At 71.1% G+C, this 16,439-nt stretch carries 14 protein-coding genes; 1 reads left to right on the plus strand and 13 read right to left on the minus strand.

All coding sequences use genetic code 11. From position 1 onward, the window contains the following. Positions 1-40: 40 nt before the first annotated feature. From AB0I82_RS29510 to AB0I82_RS29570, 13 genes are all read right to left on the minus strand, one after another. A complete protein-coding gene (locus AB0I82_RS29510; RefSeq protein ID WP_363260446.1) occupies positions 41-1,033 on the minus strand; it encodes an ABC transporter substrate-binding protein in 993 nt (330 codons plus the stop codon). Continuing rightward, positions 1,030-3,033: an ABC transporter permease subunit gene (locus AB0I82_RS29515; RefSeq protein WP_363260447.1), complete on the minus strand. Its 2,004-nt coding sequence runs from the start codon at positions 3,031-3,033 to the stop codon at positions 1,030-1,032. Before AB0I82_RS29515 ends, AB0I82_RS29510 begins: the two co-directional genes overlap by 4 nt. Beyond that, complete coding sequence (locus AB0I82_RS29520) at positions 3,030-3,209, minus strand: hypothetical protein (RefSeq protein ID WP_363260448.1); 180 nt, start codon at positions 3,207-3,209, stop codon at positions 3,030-3,032. Before AB0I82_RS29520 ends, AB0I82_RS29515 begins: the two co-directional genes overlap by 4 nt. Next, a complete protein-coding gene (locus AB0I82_RS29525; RefSeq protein WP_363260449.1) occupies positions 3,209-4,336 on the minus strand; it encodes a glycine betaine/L-proline ABC transporter ATP-binding protein in 1,128 nt (375 codons plus the stop codon). Before AB0I82_RS29525 ends, AB0I82_RS29520 begins: the two co-directional genes overlap by 1 nt. Next, positions 4,336-5,898 (minus strand): GMC oxidoreductase, encoded by a 1,563-nt coding sequence (locus AB0I82_RS29530; RefSeq protein ID WP_363260450.1) that lies wholly within the window; start codon positions 5,896-5,898, stop codon positions 4,336-4,338. Before AB0I82_RS29530 ends, AB0I82_RS29525 begins: the two co-directional genes overlap by 1 nt. A 227-nt stretch (positions 5,899-6,125) precedes the next feature. Continuing rightward, positions 6,126-7,634 (minus strand): aldehyde dehydrogenase family protein, encoded by a 1,509-nt coding sequence (locus AB0I82_RS29535; protein WP_363260451.1) that lies wholly within the window; start codon positions 7,632-7,634, stop codon positions 6,126-6,128. A gap of 172 nt (positions 7,635-7,806) precedes the next feature. Beyond that, positions 7,807-8,691, minus strand: a complete 885-nt coding sequence (locus AB0I82_RS29540; protein WP_363260452.1) for a hypothetical protein — start codon at positions 8,689-8,691, stop codon at positions 7,807-7,809. Positions 8,692-8,693: 2 nt separating this feature from the next. Continuing rightward, positions 8,694-9,092: a hypothetical protein gene (locus AB0I82_RS29545; RefSeq protein ID WP_363260453.1), complete on the minus strand. Its 399-nt coding sequence runs from the start codon at positions 9,090-9,092 to the stop codon at positions 8,694-8,696. After that, a complete protein-coding gene (locus AB0I82_RS29550) occupies positions 9,082-10,875 on the minus strand; it encodes a hypothetical protein (protein WP_363260454.1) in 1,794 nt (597 codons plus the stop codon). Before AB0I82_RS29550 ends, AB0I82_RS29545 begins: the two co-directional genes overlap by 11 nt. Positions 10,876-11,079: 204 nt before the next feature. Continuing rightward, complete coding sequence (locus tag AB0I82_RS29555; RefSeq protein WP_363260455.1) at positions 11,080-12,069, minus strand: malate dehydrogenase; 990 nt, start codon at positions 12,067-12,069, stop codon at positions 11,080-11,082. Between the two features lie 408 nt (positions 12,070-12,477). Next, entirely contained in the window at positions 12,478-13,566 is a 1,089-nt protein-coding gene (locus tag AB0I82_RS29560) for a DUF2690 domain-containing protein (RefSeq protein ID WP_363260456.1), read from the minus strand. A 242-nt stretch (positions 13,567-13,808) separates the two neighbouring features. Then, positions 13,809-14,237 carry a DUF3017 domain-containing protein gene (locus tag AB0I82_RS29565; RefSeq protein WP_031059927.1) on the minus strand — a complete coding sequence of 143 codons (429 nt, stop codon included), beginning with the start codon at positions 14,235-14,237 and terminating at the stop codon, positions 13,809-13,811. 49 nt (positions 14,238-14,286) lie between these two features. Further along, a complete protein-coding gene (locus AB0I82_RS29570) occupies positions 14,287-15,141 on the minus strand; it encodes a bifunctional methylenetetrahydrofolate dehydrogenase/methenyltetrahydrofolate cyclohydrolase (protein WP_363260458.1) in 855 nt (284 codons plus the stop codon). A 359-nt stretch (positions 15,142-15,500) separates the two neighbouring features. Here AB0I82_RS29570 and AB0I82_RS29575 point away from each other — a divergent pair, with 359 nt between their 5' ends. Then, positions 15,501-16,265 carry an RDD family protein gene (locus tag AB0I82_RS29575; RefSeq protein WP_363260459.1) on the plus strand — a complete coding sequence of 255 codons (765 nt, stop codon included), beginning with the start codon at positions 15,501-15,503 and terminating at the stop codon, positions 16,263-16,265. Positions 16,266-16,439: the final 174 nt, after the last annotated feature.

A 16,439-nucleotide genomic window follows, 5' to 3' on the forward strand; every position in this document is an offset into this window, starting at 1 on the left:
AAAGGGTGCCCGGCCGCGTTACTCGCGCCGCTTCAGCGGGTTACTTCTTCGGGAGCCACTTCTTCCAGACATCCGGGTTCTTCTTCGCCCAGCTGGCTGCGGCGTCGTCCGGGGACATGTGCTTCGAGGCGATGAGTTCCGAGACGTAATTCTGGTCCTCGGTGGTCCACTTGAAGTTCTTCAGGAACTTCGCGGCCGAGCTGTTGCCCTTGGCGAAGTCGGCGTTGAGGAACTTCTGGAGCGGAGTCGTCGGATAGGCGCAGTCGATGGACTCCGGGTCCTTCTCACCCTTCGCCGCACACTCGTCGGTGTACTTCGGAAGCTTTACTTCCTTCAGCGGCAGCTGGTTGAAGAGCCAGTGCGGCGCGTACCAGTACGTCAGGAAGGGCTTCTTCTCCTTGGCGAACTGCTGCATCTGCGTGATCTGGGCCGCCTCGGAGCCGGCGAAGACCACCTCGAAATCGAGGTTCAGATTCTTGACCAGGGCCTTGTCATTGGTGACGTAGGACGGCGAGCCGTCCATCAGCTGGCCCTTGTCGCCGCTCTCGGCGGTCCGCAGCTGCTTGGCGTACTTGTTGAGGTTCTTCCAGTTCAGTACGTCCGGGTGCTTGTCCGCCCAGTACTTGGGGACCCACCAGCCGATGTGGCCGTCCACGCCCAGGTCGCCGCCGTTGACGATGGTCTTCTTCTCGTCGACGTACAGCTTCTCCTGGGCGGGGTGGCCCCAGTCCTCCATGATCGCGTCGACCCGGCCCTGGCTGAGCGCGTCCCAGGCCGGGGTCTCGTCCACCTGGACGGTGTCGACCCGGTAGCCCAGCTCGTGCTCCAGCAGGTACTTGGCGACCGCCACGTTGGACTGCGCGCCCACCCACGTCTGCGTGGAGAGGGTGACCGTCTTCGTGCCGGCGGCCGCCGCGAACGGCGACGTCTGCTTGGTCATGTCGGCCTTGCCGCAGCCGCTGAGGGCCAGCAGTACGGCTCCGGTCAGTGCGGCAGCGCCGACCGCCGTGGTGCGCTTGCGCGTGAGAATCATGCTCGGGCTCCCTTCCCCGCGCGGCGGTCCGTCGGCTGCGTCACCCGGTCGAGCATCAGGCCGAGGCAGACGATCGCGATACCGGCGATCATGCCGAGGCCCAGGTCACCGGTGGACAGGCCGGCGACGACGTCGTAACCGAGCGCGCCACCGCCCACCAGGCCGCCGATGATGACGACGGCGAGGACCAGGACGACGCCCTGGTTGACCGCCAGCAGCAGCGCGGGGCGGGCCAGCGGAAGCTGTACCTGGCGCAGCTGCTGCCAGCGCGTCGCGCCGAGCGACTGCGCGGACTCCATGGCCGCGGGGCTCACCTGACGCAGGCCCTGCGTGGTGATGCGGATGACGGCGGGCAGCGCGTAGACGACGGCCGCCGCGGCGGCCGGGGCGCGGCCCACGCCGAACAGCGCGACCACCGGGATCAGGTACACGAACTGCGGCATGGTCTGGCACACGTCCAGCACCGGCCGGAGGATCTTCTCCATCCGAGCGCTGCCGGCCGCGAGCACGCCCACGCCGATGCCGACGACGAGCGTGACGACCAGGGCGGCGAGCACCTGCGAGAGGGTGTTCATGGACGGTACCCAGACGCCCAGCACGCCGATGACGGCGAGCGCGACCGTGGCGGTCAGCGCGGTGCGCCACGTACCGATCAGCCAGGCCAGCGCGGCGACGATCAGCAGCGCGCCCCACCAGGGCAGCGCGGTCAGGCCGTCGCGGAGCGGGTTGAGCACCCAGGAGGTGAAGCCCGCGGCCCAGTCGGCGGTGCCGCCGACGACGGGGATGCCGGAGTAGATGTGGTCGACCATCCACTCCTTGAAGTGGTTGACCGGCGGCGCGATGTCGACCACCGAGGCGGTCGGCCACACCAGCGAGCCGGTGAGCCGGCCCGCGACGACCGCGAGCGCGGTCACCACGGCCACGGCGGGCCAGACGAACCGGCCGCGCAGCCAGGCGGCGGGGCCGCCGCCCTGATCGGCGCCGAGCCGCTCGCCGGCCTTGGCCGTGGTGCGGTCCATGACGATGGCCAGCAGCACGATCGGGATGGAGGCGGCCAGCGCGGAGCCGACGTCGACGGAGGCCAGTGCCTGGTACACGCGGTCACCGAGACCGGCCGCGCCGATCATCGAGGCGATGACGACCATGGACAGCGCCATCATGATCGTCTGGTTGATGCCGAGCAGCAGTTCCTTGCGGGCGAGCGGCAGCCGGGCGGTCAGCAGCCGCTGCCGGCCGGTGGCGCCGAGCGAGGCGACGGCCTCCAGGACGCCGGCGTCGGCGCCGCGCAGGCCGAGGGCCGTGAGGCGGGCCATCGGCGGGGCCGCGTAGATCACGGTGGCGAGCAGCGCCGCGGGGACGCCGATGCCGAAGATCATGACGAACGGCAGCAGGTAAGCGAAGGCCGGCAGCACCTGCATGGTGTCCAGGACCGGCCGCAGGAGGCGGAACATCCGGTCGGAGAGGCCGCCGGCGAGGCCGAGCACCGCGCCCACGATGATCGAGGCGAGCACCGCGACGACCATCAGCGCGATGGTCTGCATGGTCGGCACCCACATCCCGAGCACGCCGCTGACCAGCAAGGTGATCAGCGCAGTGGCGGCGATGCGCAGGCCCGCGACGCGCCAGGCGACGAGGGTGACCAGCGCGGTCACCCCGGTCCAGCCCAGCGCGAGGAGGCAGAGGTAGACGGCGCGTACGCAGATGACCGCGGCGTTGCTGAGGTGGCCGAGGAAGTAGACGAAGAGCCAGTGCGAGTCGCGGTTGTCCACGATCCAGGTGCTGGCGTCGCCGAACGGACCGGAGAGGTCGACGGTCAGCGCGTGCGGCCAGACGCCGCTCGACCACTTGGCGTGGGCGAGGGGGACGAGGACGGCCGCGGCGACGGCGAGGATCAGCAGCTTGCCGAGGGCGCCGTGGCGGAGGGAGGCGAGGAGACGGGACGGGCCCTGGGAGGAGGTGCCCGGTGCGGTCGTGGTGGGGCTGGTCGTGGCGGCACTCACACGCGCCCCCGCTTCGCGGTACCGGTCGGCACGTTCAGCGCGGCGGCGCGCTGCGCTTCGTGCCAGTACCGGCGGGCCGCGGCACGCAGCCCTCGCAGGGTCAGCGGCCGGGCGGCCGCGGGGCGGGCTCCGAGGTTCAGCGCCACGGGGACGGTGGGGACGGTACGGGGATGCATCAGGCGGCCGCCTTTTCCTCGGCGGACTCGCCTTCGTCCAGCCGGGCGACGACGTTGAGCAGGCAGGCGTGGTCCACGATGCCCAGGCAGCGGCCGTTCTCGACGACGCGCGCCGCACCGCCGGAGCGGGCCACGGCCTCGATGGCGTCGGAGATCAGCGTGTCGGGGGCGAGCGCGGCGCCCTCGTCGGCCTCGCCGGACTCGGCGGGCCGCATGGCGCGGCGCACGGTCAGCACCTGCTCGCGGGGCACGTCACGGACGAAGTCCCGTACGTACTCGTCGGCCGGCGAGCCGACGATCTCCTCGGGGGTGCCGAGCTGGACGATCTTCCCGTCCCGCATCAGGGCGATGCGGTCGCCGAGCAGCAGAGCCTCGGCGAGGTCGTGGGTGATGAAGACCATCGTGCGGCCCTCCTCCTTGTGCAGGCGGATGACCTCCTCCTGCATGTCGCGCCGGATGAGCGGGTCCAGCGCGCTGAAGGGCTCGTCGAAGAGCAGGATCTCGGGGTCGACGGTGAGCGCGCGGGCCAGGCCGACGCGCTGCTGCTGGCCGCCGGAGAGCTGGCCGGGCTTGCGCTGCTCCAGGCCGGCGAGGCCGACCTTCTCGACCGTCTCCATGGCGCGGGCGCGGCGTTCGGCCTTGCCGACGCCCTGGATCTCCAGCCCGTACGCGACGTTGTCCAGCACCGAGCGGTGCGGCAGCAGACCGAAGTGCTGGAAGACCATGGCGGCGCGGTGCCGGCGCAGCTCGCGCAGCCCGGACCGGTCCATGCCGCGTACGTCCTCGCCGTCCATCTCCAGGTCGCCGCTGGTCGGCTCGATGAGCCGGGTCAGGCAGCGGACCAGGGTGGACTTGCCGGAGCCGGAGAGGCCCATGACGACGAAGACCTCGCCCTTCTTGACGTCGAAGGAGACGTCACGGACGGCGGCGGTGCAGCCGGTCTTCTCGCGCAGCTCCTGCGCGGACAGCTCGGCGAGCGAGGTGTCCTCGGGGATCTTCTCGGCCTTGGGGCCGAAGACCTTCCACAGGTGGCGGACGGCGAAGACCGCGTCCTGCTCGGTCGCCGAAGCGGCGGTCGTGGCGGTGGACTTGTCGTTGGCGGATGCGTCGACGACGGTGCCGGCCATCACGCATCACCTCCCTGGGTCGGGGTCTCGGTGAGAATTTCGGCGCACTTCTCCCCCACCATCAGCACGCCGATCATCGGGTTCACGGCGGGCATCGTCGGGAAGACGGACGCGTCCGCGATACGGATGCCGTTCAGGCCGCGGATCTTCAACTGCGGGTCGACGACCGCGAGTCGGTCGTCGGCGGCACCCATCTTGCAGGTGCCGGCGGGGTGGTACACGGTGTGCGCGGCCTTGCGGACCAGCTCGCTGATCTCCGCGTCGTCGGTGACGTCGGGGCCGGGGAAGACCTCGCGCTTGAGCCACTTGGCGAACGGCTCGGACTGCGCGACCTTGCGCGCCAGCTTGATGCCGTCGACGAGGGTCCGACCGTCGTAGTCGCCCTCGTCCTCGAAGTACTTGAAGTCCAGCGCGGGCTTGACCTCGGGGTCGGCGGAGGTCAGGTAAAGACGGCCGCGAGCTCGGGACTTGGGGATGTTCGGGGTCATCGACACGCCGTGCTCGGGGCGTTCGTAGCCCAGCCGCTCGGGGTTGTCGGTGAAGGGGATCTGGTAGAAGTGGAACATCAGGTCCGGGCCCTTGTGGTCCGGGTCCCGCTTCACGAACAGACCGGCGTCCGAGTCCATCGCGGAGTTGCCGGGGAGCGGCCCGTTGGTCTCCCAGACGATGACCGACTCGGGGTGGTCGATGAGGTTCTCACCGACGCCCGGCAGGTCGAGCTTGCACTCGATGCCCAGCGCCTCCAGGTCCTTCTTCGGACCGATGCCGGAGTGCATCAGCAGCCGCGGGGTGTCCACCGCACCGGCGCAGACGAGCACCTCGCGGCCGGCCTCCAGGTAGATCTCCTCGCCGTCCTTGGTACGGACGTGCACGCCGCGCGCCGTCGTACCGTCCAGCTCCAGCTTGTACGCCCAGGTCTCCAGCAGCAGCGTCAGGTTCGGCCGGTCGCCGGCCTCCATGTGCGGGTGCAGGTAGGCGACGGAAGCCGAGGACCGCTTGTTGTTCTCCGGGTGGTAGGAGAGGTCGAAGAAGCCCACACCCTCCTCGAAGGGCTGGTCGTTGAAGCCGACGACCTCGGGGACGTCCAGGGCGTCCTTGACGGCCTCGATCCAGTCCGTGGCGATCTGGTTCTGGTCCTTCTTCGCCACCCGCACGATGTTGTTGCGCAGCTTGCCGAAGTACGGGTCCATCGCCTTGGCGTTCCAGCCGGTGGCGCCCGCCTCTTCCCACTCGTCCCAGTCGGACGGCAGCGGCTTGAAGGAGATCAGGGTGTTGTGCGAGGAGCAGCCGCCGAGGACCTTGGCGCGGCTGTGCAGGATGTGCGAGTTGCCGCGCGGCTGCTCGGTGGTCGTGTACTCGTAGTCCAGCTCGCCGCCGAGCAGGCCGAGCCACTTGCGCAGCGTCAGCACGTCCTCGCGGTCGATGTCGCTCGGACCGCCTTCGATGACGGCGACCGTGACGTTCGGGTCCTCGGTGAGGCGGGAGGCGATCACCGAACCGGCGGTGCCGCCACCGACGATGACGTAGTCCGCTGACATCTTCTTCGCTGCTGCGGGAGACATGGGTAGCTCCTTGTGTTTTCCAAAGTGCATGCGGTGCGCAGTACTTGCGAGCGGGTGCGCTCTGCGGGGCTGCGGATCCGCTGGGCCGCGTCCTTGCGGCCGGGGAAGTTCAGGGGTGCGGGCCGGGCCTGCCGGATACGGGTGGCCGGGCCCGCTTCAGGGGGCGGGCTGCGGGTGACCGGGCGGGGTGCGGGGTGCCGCTGCCCCGCCCGGTCATCGCGGTCTCGTCAGCCCGCGAACCAGCGCACCGGCTCCGGGCGCAGGTTCTCGTAGATGTGCTTGCTCTCGCGGTACTCGTCCAGGCCGGCCGGGCCCAGCTCGCGGCCGATGCCGGACTTGCCCATGCCGCCCCACTCCGCCTGCGGGAGGTAGGGGTGGTAGTCGTTGATCCACACCGTGCCGTGGCGCAGCCGGGCCGCGACCCGGCGGGCGCGCGCGGTGTCGCCGGACCACACCGCGCCGGCCAGGCCGTACTCGGTGTCGTTGGCGAGCGCGACGGCCTCGTCCTCGGTGGTGAAGGTCTCCACCGTCAGGATCGGCCCGAAGGTCTCCTCGCGGACGACCTTCATGTCGCGGTGGCACTGGTCCAGGATGGTCGGCTGGTAGAAGTAGCCGCCCTCGGGGCGGACGTCGCTCGGCTTGGGGCGGGAGCCGCCGCAGCGCAGCCGGGCGCCTTCCTTGAGCGCGGACTCGACGTACGCCTCGACCTTGTCCAGCTGCTGCTGGGATACGAGGGGACCGCACTCGACGCCCTCTTCCGTACCCCGGCCGAGCTTGATCCGCTCGGCGCGGCGGGCCAGCTCGGCGACGAACCGGTCCTTGACGGAGGCCTGGACGATCAGGCGGGCACCGGCGGAGCAGACCTGCCCGCTGTGGATGAAGGCGGCGTTCAGCGCCTGGTCGACAGCGGTGTCGAACTCCTCGTCCGTGGCACACGCGTCGGCGAACACCACGTTCGGGTTCTTGCCGCCCAGCTCCAGCGCGACCTTCTTCGCGCCGGACACGGCCGCGGCACCGGCCTTGGTACCGCTGACCAGCCCGCCCGTGAAGGAGAACAGGTCCACGTCCGGGTGCTCGGCGAGGCGCTGGCCGACGGGCAGGCCCGCGCCGGTGACGATGTTCGCCACGCCGGTCGGCAGACCGGCCTCCACGCACAGCTTCACCAGATGCACGGTGGACATCGGCGTGACCTCGCTGGGCTTGATCACGAAGGTGTTGCCCGCCGCGAGCGCCGGGGCGATCTTCCAGCTGGCCTGCAGCAGCGGGTAGTTCCAGGGCGTGATCATCGCGCACACGCCGACCGGCTCGTACACGACAACGCTGTGCACGTCCTCGTTGCCCGCGTCGACGACCCGCCCGCCGCTCTCGTTCATCACGAGGTCGGCGAAGTACCGGAAGGCATTGGTCACGTCGTCGACGTCGACGCGCCCCTCCTCCAGCGTCTTACCGGTGTCGCGGCTCTCGATGAGCGCGATCTCCTCGCGGTCCCGCTGCAGGAATTCCGCGACCCGGCGCAGCAGCGCGGCGCGCTCGGCCGCCTGGGTGCGGGGCCACTCGCCCTGCCCGCCGTCGAAGGCGCGGGCCGCCGCGGCGACCGCCGCGTCCACATCCTCGACGCCGCCCTCGGACACGGTGGCCAGCACCGTCGCGTCGGCGGGGTCGAGGACCTCCCGCGTGGCGTCGGATGCGGCGCCACGCCACACCCCGTCTACGTGAATGGTCTCGATTGCCGACACGTCCGCTCAGCCTTCCACTTTCACTTGCCGTTTTTGCCCGCTGGTCACGCCAGCAACATCGACCCCTCCCCTCTTATGTGATCCTCATGCGCAAAACTTCACGGAAGGTGACCGGAGTCACGGCTCCCTGGTGGAATTGTCCGAGTTCGCGGCGCTTTTTCGGGGGCTCAGCTCATGGCGCGGGTTCGAAGAAGCGCAGGGCGATGCTTTCTCTGGTGCGCTGAGTGGGCCAGTCGGTGGCCGGGCCGGAGCTGAGGACGGCGTACTTTCTGCCGTTCGGGGCGGTGAAGGCGCGGTCGATGACCTGGGCGCGGTCGCCGTCGAGGCGCTCGCTGTCGTACGCGTACACCAGCTCGGCGCCGCCCAGGCCCGAGTCGTCCTCCTCGACCTGCTCCTGCAGGGACAGCTCTTCGTAGCCGTCCTCCCTGGCGAGGTTGTCGGACGCCTTCTGCAGGGCTTCGTAGGGCGTGTAGTAGTCCTCGGTGATCTCGAAGATCTGGATCAGGCTGCGGCCGTCGGGGGCGGTGTAGAACGCGCTGCTGCGGGCCGTGGTCCGCTCCCAGCCCTCGGGCACCACAGTGGTGAAGCCGTAGTCGTCCTGCACCCGCTCGTAGCCGTCCGGGACGGCGCCGTCGGTCCCCGCGGCCTCCGACGCGTCGGAGGCGCCGGGGTCCGCCGTGTCCGGGTCCGCGGTCCGGTCCGTGTCACCGGCGGACGCGGAGACCGACGCCGTCGGGGTGGCCCGCACCCGGCCGTCGTCGCCCTGACCCCACAGGAGCCAGCCGACACCGCACCCGGCCACCAGGATCGCCACCGCCGTCGCACCGATCATCACGGGCTGCGTCAGCCGGGAGCGCCGGCCGGACGCCCCCGCACCGGAGGGGCCGGCCGGGGCGGGGCCCGTGGTGAGGTCCGGGTGCGGAGCCGTGGGAGGTACCGGCGGCGGGGCCGTGGGCATCGGCGGCGGGGCGACGGGGTGCGGCGGCGGGGCCGCTTCGGTCCGTTCCCAGCTCTGGGTGTCCTCGTTCCAGCGCGCGCCGCCCCCGTTGCGTGCCATTGTCAGCCTCCCAGCAGACCGGTGACGGACTGGACCACCGCGGCACCGGACGCCAGCAGCCCCGTCACGGCCCCCGCGTCCGCCAGCGCGGTACGCAGCCGCTGGAGGCGGCCCGGACTCGCGCTGCCGGTGCGCTCGATCTCGTCCTGTACGTCCGCCAGTTCGGCACCGAGGGCATCGGTCTCCGGTGCGGGCGTCAGCCGCTGCAGGTCGGCGCGGAGCTCCCGTACGGCGTTCAGCAGCTCTTCCTGCGCCGGGTCGCGGGCGGGCTGCTGCGGGGCCGCGTAGTTCGTGACGGTGTTGTCATTGCCCACGGCGAAGGCGCCGTGCACCGAACCGATGTGGACGCCGCCGCTGTGGGCGGGCCCGGGAAGGTCCCGGCGCGGGTCGTCACTTGGCACTGGAGCCTCCCGACTCGGGGGTGGTGTTGTTGGTGATGGTGTTGTTGTTGCCGACGCCGACCGCACCCTGGGCGGAGCCGATGAAGACGCCGCCGCTGCCGACGTTCACTATCTGCTGCTCGAAAGCGGCGGTCTGCCAGCCGGCGTCGTACAGCGCCAGCCGCACCCCGCCCGCCACCCGGTCCTGGATGCTCTTCAGATACCGCTCGGCGTCCATCTCCTGGAAGAGCGAGGGATCGTCCGCGGAGGCCAGCTCGCGGACGGAGAACGCGGGGCCGTCGGGCAGCGCGCCGCTGTTCCCCTCCGTGGACAGTCCCCACACGGAGCCGATGCCGCGCCCCAGGGTGACGACCGCGCCGGTCAGCGCGGCGGGGGTGTGCAGCAGGGCCCAGACCGCCTTGCCGAACGGGCTGTTGTGCCGGTGCCGGTGCGCGATCCGGTCGGCGTTCACGAACTGCGGCCACAGCGGCCACAGGACGTGCGGGACGACCTCCAGGACGAGCATCCTGCCCTGGGTGTGCACCCGCACGAAGACCGTCACGACCAGCCCCTCGCCCCAGCCGCCGACCCGGATGCGCAGGAAGTGCCGACGCGTCTCGCCGCCCTCCTCGATCGCGCGGTCCATGTGCTCCCGCACCGCATCGGGGGCGTACGGCGCGGCGTCCCGGCTCGGCAGCCCGTCCACCGGCAGGAAGACGCACTCGTCGAGCTCCAGCGCGCGCAGCCGGTCGCGCACCGCCGCGGCCGCTTCGGGCGAGCCCTGCGGGGACGGGACGCGCAGGTCCTCGACGAGGGGGTGGATCCGGCGCAGCACCGCGGCGTTGTCCACCGGCTCCGGCTTCCGGTCCCGGCGCGGGCGCAGCTCCACGGAGAGCGACCACGGCTTGAAGGGGGTGCCCGCGCCGCAGAAGGGGTCCGCTTCGCCGTACATCACCAGCGGGCCGTGCTGCTCCGTACGGATACGGTCGCGCAGCCGCCGGAAGCGCACCCCTTCGGCCCGCTCGGCGGGGTCGGCCGCGAAGTCACGGAAGCGGGTCCGGGACAGCTCGTGCGCCACCACCCTGGCGAACTGGCCACGCTGCAGGCCGACGATCCAGGCCAGGAGGAAGGGAATGGCGAGGGTGATCCACGCGTGCACCGGGAGGAGGGAGAAGGCCGCGCCGTACCCCTGGCCCGTCAGCAGGCCGAGCCCGACGATGTCCGACGGGTCCCCCACCCGCATCGAGTTGCCCACCTGCGTCACGCCCGCCAGCGTCGAGGAGCTCTGCAGGCCGAGGGCCACCAGGAAGACGACGGCCAGGACGAGGTTGATCCGGCTGTACCAGCGGATGACCAGGGCCACGAAGCGGCGGGCCATGCCGATCCGCCCCTTGAGCCGCCCGGTCCCCCGGATGCGTCTGGCGATGGCGAGCCACACGACCGGGGTGATGAGCATCAGGAGCAGGCCCTGCGTCAGCGGGACGGCCACGATGCACAGGAGCAGGACCAGCAGCGCCCAGCCGAGCTCCAGGCGGCGGGCGCGCAGGGCGTGGGCGAGCACGCGGGCCGCGTCGAAGCCGTACGAGGGAGCGACGATGCGCTCGTCGTGGTCGTACAGCTCCTTGATCACCCGGTCGCGGAAGGCGCCGTCGAGGTAGACCCCGGAGCAGAGCAGCCGGCACGTCTCGCTGAAGGCGGGCGGCACGAGGCCCACGGGGCCGCCGGGCACGGAAGCGGAACCGGCGCCGGGAATGTCCCCGCCGCCGGGGCCGTCCGGCTGCGGCGGCACAACGGCTTGCGTCATCAGTTCCCCCATGAACTCGAACGCACCCGCGGGGCAGGCGAGTTGACTGATGTATGAGGGAAGCTTACCGAGCGGACGACCAGCGGCGCAGCAGAAAAACCAGACGTCGCTCAAGGGAACACGAGAACGACGAAGCCCGTACGCCCCACCCGTTCAGGGGGACGTACGGGCTCGCGTTGTCCGGCCGCGGCCGGACAATCGGAATCAGATCAGGCCCAGGCCGCGGACCGCGTCGCGCTCCTCGACCAGCTCCTGCACCGAGGCGTCGATGCGGGCGCGGGAGAAGTCGCTGATCTCCAGGCCCTGGACGATCTCGTACTTGCCGTCCTTGGTGGTGACCGGGAAGGAGGAGATGATGCCCTCCGGCACGCCGTAGGAGCCGTCCGACGGGATGCCCATCGAGGTCCAGTCACCGGCGGCGGTGCCGTTCACCCAGGTGTGGACGTGGTCGATGGCGGCGTTCGCGGCCGAGGCGGCCGAGGAGGCGCCACGGGCCTCGATGATCGCCGCACCGCGCTTGGCGACGGTCGGGATGAAGTCCTCCGCCAGCCACTGCTCGTCGTTGACGACCTCGGCGGCGTTCTTGCCGGCGACCTCGGCGTGGAAGATGTCCGGGTACTGGGTCGCGGAGTGGTTGCCCCAGATCGTGAGCTTCTTGATCTCGGAGACCGGGACGCCGGTCTTCTTCGAGAGCTGCGAGAGCGCACGGTTGTGGTCGAGGCGGGTCATCGCGGTGAAGCGCTCGGCCGGTACGTCCGGGGCGGCGGCCTGGGCGATCAGCGCGTTGGTGTTGGCGGGGTTGCCGACGACCAGGACCTTGATGTCGTCCGCTGCGTGGTCGTTGATGGCCTTGCCCTGCGGCTTGAAGATGCCGCCGTTGGCCTCCAGCAGGTCACCGCGCTCCATGCCCTTGGTACGGGGGCGGGCGCCGACCAGCAGCGCGACGTTCGCGCCGTCGAAGGCGACGTTCGGGTCGTCGGTGATCTCGATGCCCTGGAGCAGCGGGAAGGCGCAGTCGTCGAGCTCCATCGCGGTGCCCTCGGCGGCCTTCAGACCCTGCGGGATCTCCAGGAGGCGCAGCTTGACCGGCACGTCGGCACCGAGGAGGTGACCGGAAGCGATGCGGAAGAGGAGTGCGTAGCCGATCTGGCCGGCGGCGCCGGTGACGGTGACATTGACGGCAGTGCGGGTCATGGCGATCTCCTGCGGCGTGTTTTTTCTGGGGGCGAGCCCCAGAGCCACCATGTTGCGGTGGGCGGTGGGTGTCCCTGCCCATGTATACGGAGCCCCTCGATGTATCTCGGTATCAAGAGACCCGGGCGTCAGGCTATCGGACGGCGGCGCCCCACCGGTGACAGGCCGGTGTGTAACTCCTCACCGGCCGTCACCCCGCAGGTCACCGGCCACCCGTACGAGGACGCCCGGCCGGGCCGCGGCGGACGGAGAGCGGCCGCTCGCGACAAGGAGGGGAGCGCGAGCGGCCGCCGGGCGGTGCCACACCCGTGGGGGGGTCGACCGGGCGCCTGCCCCGTTCCGGCCGGGTCATGCCCACGGTTCCGCGGTAGGCCCCGAATGGCCCAACGAGGGTCGTGGCGGGCGCGGTCAGGGTGCGGTGGCCGGGGCCGGCCCGGTGCCCTGCGCGGCTTCCGGTTCGGTGCAGCTCTGGTAGCCCGCGTTCGTCGTGCCGCACGCCCTGACCTTCTCCGGCGCGCCGCTGACCCGCACCATCGTGGTGTACGCCGAGCCGTCCCGGCCCGCCTTCGCCTCCTCCGTACGGCCGTCGGAGGTGACGGTGGCGCGGTCGCCCTGCGCGGCGCCCGTGAGCCGGGCCCAGGCGGCGCCGCAGACCTTGCTGTACCGGACCTCGATCAGCGCGCCGCCCATCACACCCCGGGACGGGGTCGTGGCGTGCGTGCCGCCGCAGCCCATCTCCTCGGGGTCCTTGCCCGTGCAGTCGGCGCCGCTGCACTTCACGCCGGCCGGCAGGTCGGGCGCCTGCGACTTCGTGGGCGCGGGCGCGGGCTTCGCCTGCTGCCCGCCGCTCCCGCCGCCGAGCAGCAGCACGGCAGCGGCGATCAGCAGCAGCGCTCCGACGACGCCGGTCACGAACATGGTGATACGACGGCGACGCTCGGGGTCGGGCGCGGCGGGCGACGCGGTGGGCGGTGCCGTCGGCGGGGAGACGGGCGGGGCGGGCGGCGGGCTGACGCGCTGGTGCGGCACTCTCGAAGTGCCGGGCGCTTCGGACACACCAGGCGCACCGGGTGCTTCGGACCCGGCGAGCACCGGCGCCTCGGGAGTCGGCGCCTGGGGTGCCTGGGGAATCGGCGCAGCCGGGGCCGCGGCCACCGACCGCTTGCCGAGGCCCCCCTTCGGCTCGTCCGGCGCCGGGCCGAACTCCCCGAGCGCGGCCCGCGCCTGGGCCACCCGGATCGCCTCCATGGTGACGTCGTGCCGCATCTCCGAACGGCTCCAGGCCCGTTCGGCCAGCTCCCACATCGTCGTGAGATGGCCGGTGTGCGCGCCCGTCACCTCGGCCAGCGCCACCACCGCGCGCTGCGGCGGCAGCAGCCGCCCGTTGAGGTACCGCTCCCACGACGTCTTGCTGTAGCCCGTGCGGTCCGCGACGGCCGATATGCTCAGGCCGCTGCGCTCGACCTGCCTGCGTAACTGTCCGGCGAACTCCCGCACTTGCGGATCCAGTTCCTCCGGTAGCGCCCTCCAGCGAGGCATTGCCTCCCCCTATCCCCCCGAACTGCTGCGGCTACCCGTTGGGATGCCACCAGTCAGGATGCCAGTTCCCGTGAACGGGGCGCACGGAAGCATTCACGCTTTGGACACGCGCCTCCGCACGCGGCGCACGTACGGAACCCTCACTTCCCTTACGCGCGCGGGGCCCGGGACTCTCAAGAGGCGGTACTCCGGAACGGCCGTCAGCGCACCGTGAAGTGCACGATGTCGTCCAGGAAGGGCAGCGACAGCCACGGCTTCGGCTGGATCATGAGCGCCAGCATCACGATGACGAAGCCGAGCCCGCCGTACGTGGCCATGTCCGTGAAGCGGGACCGCACGGCGAGCATGCCGACGGACGGCAGGACGCGTCGCAGTACGGCCCCGGCCAGCAGGGACAGCCCGATCAGCAGGATCCCCGCACGGAAGGCGTCGAGGGAGAGCACCAGCAGGCCGAGCGCGACTCCGCCGATCACTGTGAGCAGCGGCCACTGCCGGACCGGCGCCGGCGCGTCACCGGGCGCGGCGCGGCCGCCGCCCTGGGGGCGCGCGGTGTCCTTGGTGATCAGCGGAAAGCGTCGCGTGAGGCGCTGCGGCCTGGACACCCCGTCCGAGTGCGCTCCGGCGTTCATGCGCTGGCTGCCCTTCTGTCGTCCGTACCGTCGTCGGCCCGCCCGTGGCTCAGCCGGCCGCGCGCTCGGCGGCCTCGACGACGTTGACCAGCAGCATCGCGCGGGTCATGGGGCCGACGCCACCCGGGTTCGGGGCGACCCAGCCGGCCACCTCGCGCACGCCCGGGTGCACATCGCCGACGATCTTGCCGCTCTCGTCGCGGCTGACGCCGACGTCCAGTACGGCCGCGCCCTCCTTGACGTACTCCGGCTTGATCAGGTGCGGCGAGCCGGCCGCCGCCACGATGATGTCGGCTTCCTTGAGGTGCTTGGCGAGGTCCCGGGTGCCGGTGTGGCACTGGGTCACCGTGGCGTTCTCGGACTTGCGGGTGAGCAGCAGCGGCATCGAGCGGCCGATGGTCACGCCGCGGCCGACCACGACGACCTCGGCGCCCTTGATCTCGACGCCGTACTGGCGCAGCAGCCGCAGGATGCCGTTCGGGGTGCAGGGCAGCGGGGCCGCCTCGTTGAGCACCAGGCGGCCGAGGTTGGTGGGGTGCAGACCGTCGGCGTCCTTGGCCGGGTCGATCAGCTCCAGGACGCGGTTCTCGTTGATGCCCTTGGGCAGCGGCAGCTGGACGATGTAGCCGGTGCAGGCCGGGTCCTCGTTCAGCTCGCGGACGGCCGCCTCGATCTCCTCCTGGGTGGCCGTGGCGGGCAGCTCGCGCTGGATGGAGGCGATGCCCACCTGCGCGCAGTCGCGGTGCTTGCCCGCGACGTACTTCTGGCTGCCGGGGTCCTCGCCGACCAGGATGGTGCCCAGACCGGGCTGTACGCCCTTGGCCTTCAGGGCCTCCACGCGGACGGACAGGTCGGACTTGATCGCGGCGGCGGTGGCCTTGCCATCGAGAATCTGGGCGCTCATGGCTCCTATCCTCCCGGATGACGGCGCCGCCGTACCAATCAGGGGCGGGTTCGGGGGTTGACGCGCGTAGAAGCACTGTGGTTGTCGCGAAGGAGCGACAGTGCTGTCCAATCTCGGTAACAGGAACAGCACATATCGGGATCACCTGGGGACTACGGCTTCTCCTCCGCTGGACAAAGTCTTTATCCGGACTTCACGATGTTGCGACACGTGCTGCGGTTGCAGGAGGGGCCGAATGCGACGGCGGCACGCTCGGGGGAGAACACCAAGCACTCTTCACAGCTCGCGCGGCGCGCCCGCGGGGGCGGTCCGGTGGCTTCCCGTAGTAACCGTCGGCCCGCCACGTCCCCGCCCGAAGGATGCTTTCCGTGAGTTACCCCCCGCCGCCCGCCGGCGACCCGAACAACCCCTACAGCCAGCAGCCGCCGCAGGCCCCCCAGGGCCAGCCCGGCTACGGCTACCCCCAGCAGGCCCCCCAGGGCGTCCCGCCGCAGCAGGGCTACGGCTACCCGCAGCAGGCCCCGGGCGCGCCGCAGCAGCCGTACGGCCAGCAGCAGCCCGCCGGCAGCTCCGTCCAGGCCAACAACGGCTACATCAACCTCGTCAGCGGCCCGGTGCTGCTCGCGACGATGGGCCAGCGCTTCCTGGCGCGACTGCTGGACGGCGTGATCGTCGGTGTGATCATGACGATCGCCATGGTCGCGGGTCTGGGCAGCGTCGTCGGCATAGCCGGCAACGCCGCCGAGGAGTGCGGCAGCTACATGGACCCGGGCTACGACGCCTGCATGAACGAGGCCGCCGCGCAGGCCAGCAGCGGTGTCGCCGTCATGTTCGGCATCCTGGGCATCTTCGCGCTCTTCATGCTGCTCTACGAGTGGCTGATGATCGGCCTGAAGGGCGCCACCTTCGGCAAGATGGCCCTCGGCCTGCGCGTCGTCAAGGAGGCCACCGGCGGCGTTCCCGGCGTCGGTGCGGGCTTCATCCGCTACATCATCCCGATGGTCGGTGCCTTCCTCTGCTACATCGGCATGCTGCTGACCTACCTGTCGCCGTTCTTCGACAACAGCGGGAAGCTGCAGGGCTGGCACGACCGTGCCGCCGGCACCGTGGTGATCAAGAAGTAGCGGTGAGCAGGAAATAACCGCCGCACTCAAGGCCCCCGTTCGCACCTCGCAAGCGGGGGCCTTCGCCGTGCGCGCGCTACCCCACCCGCGCCCCTCGTGTCACACTCCGTAACAGAATCCGCATGTCAGGCTGATTTCGATCACTCTCCGCCGTTACCCTTCCGCTGATCCACC

Source organism: Streptomyces sp. NPDC050315 (assembly GCF_040655775.1).
Classification (GTDB): domain Bacteria; phylum Actinomycetota; class Actinomycetes; order Streptomycetales; family Streptomycetaceae; genus Streptomyces.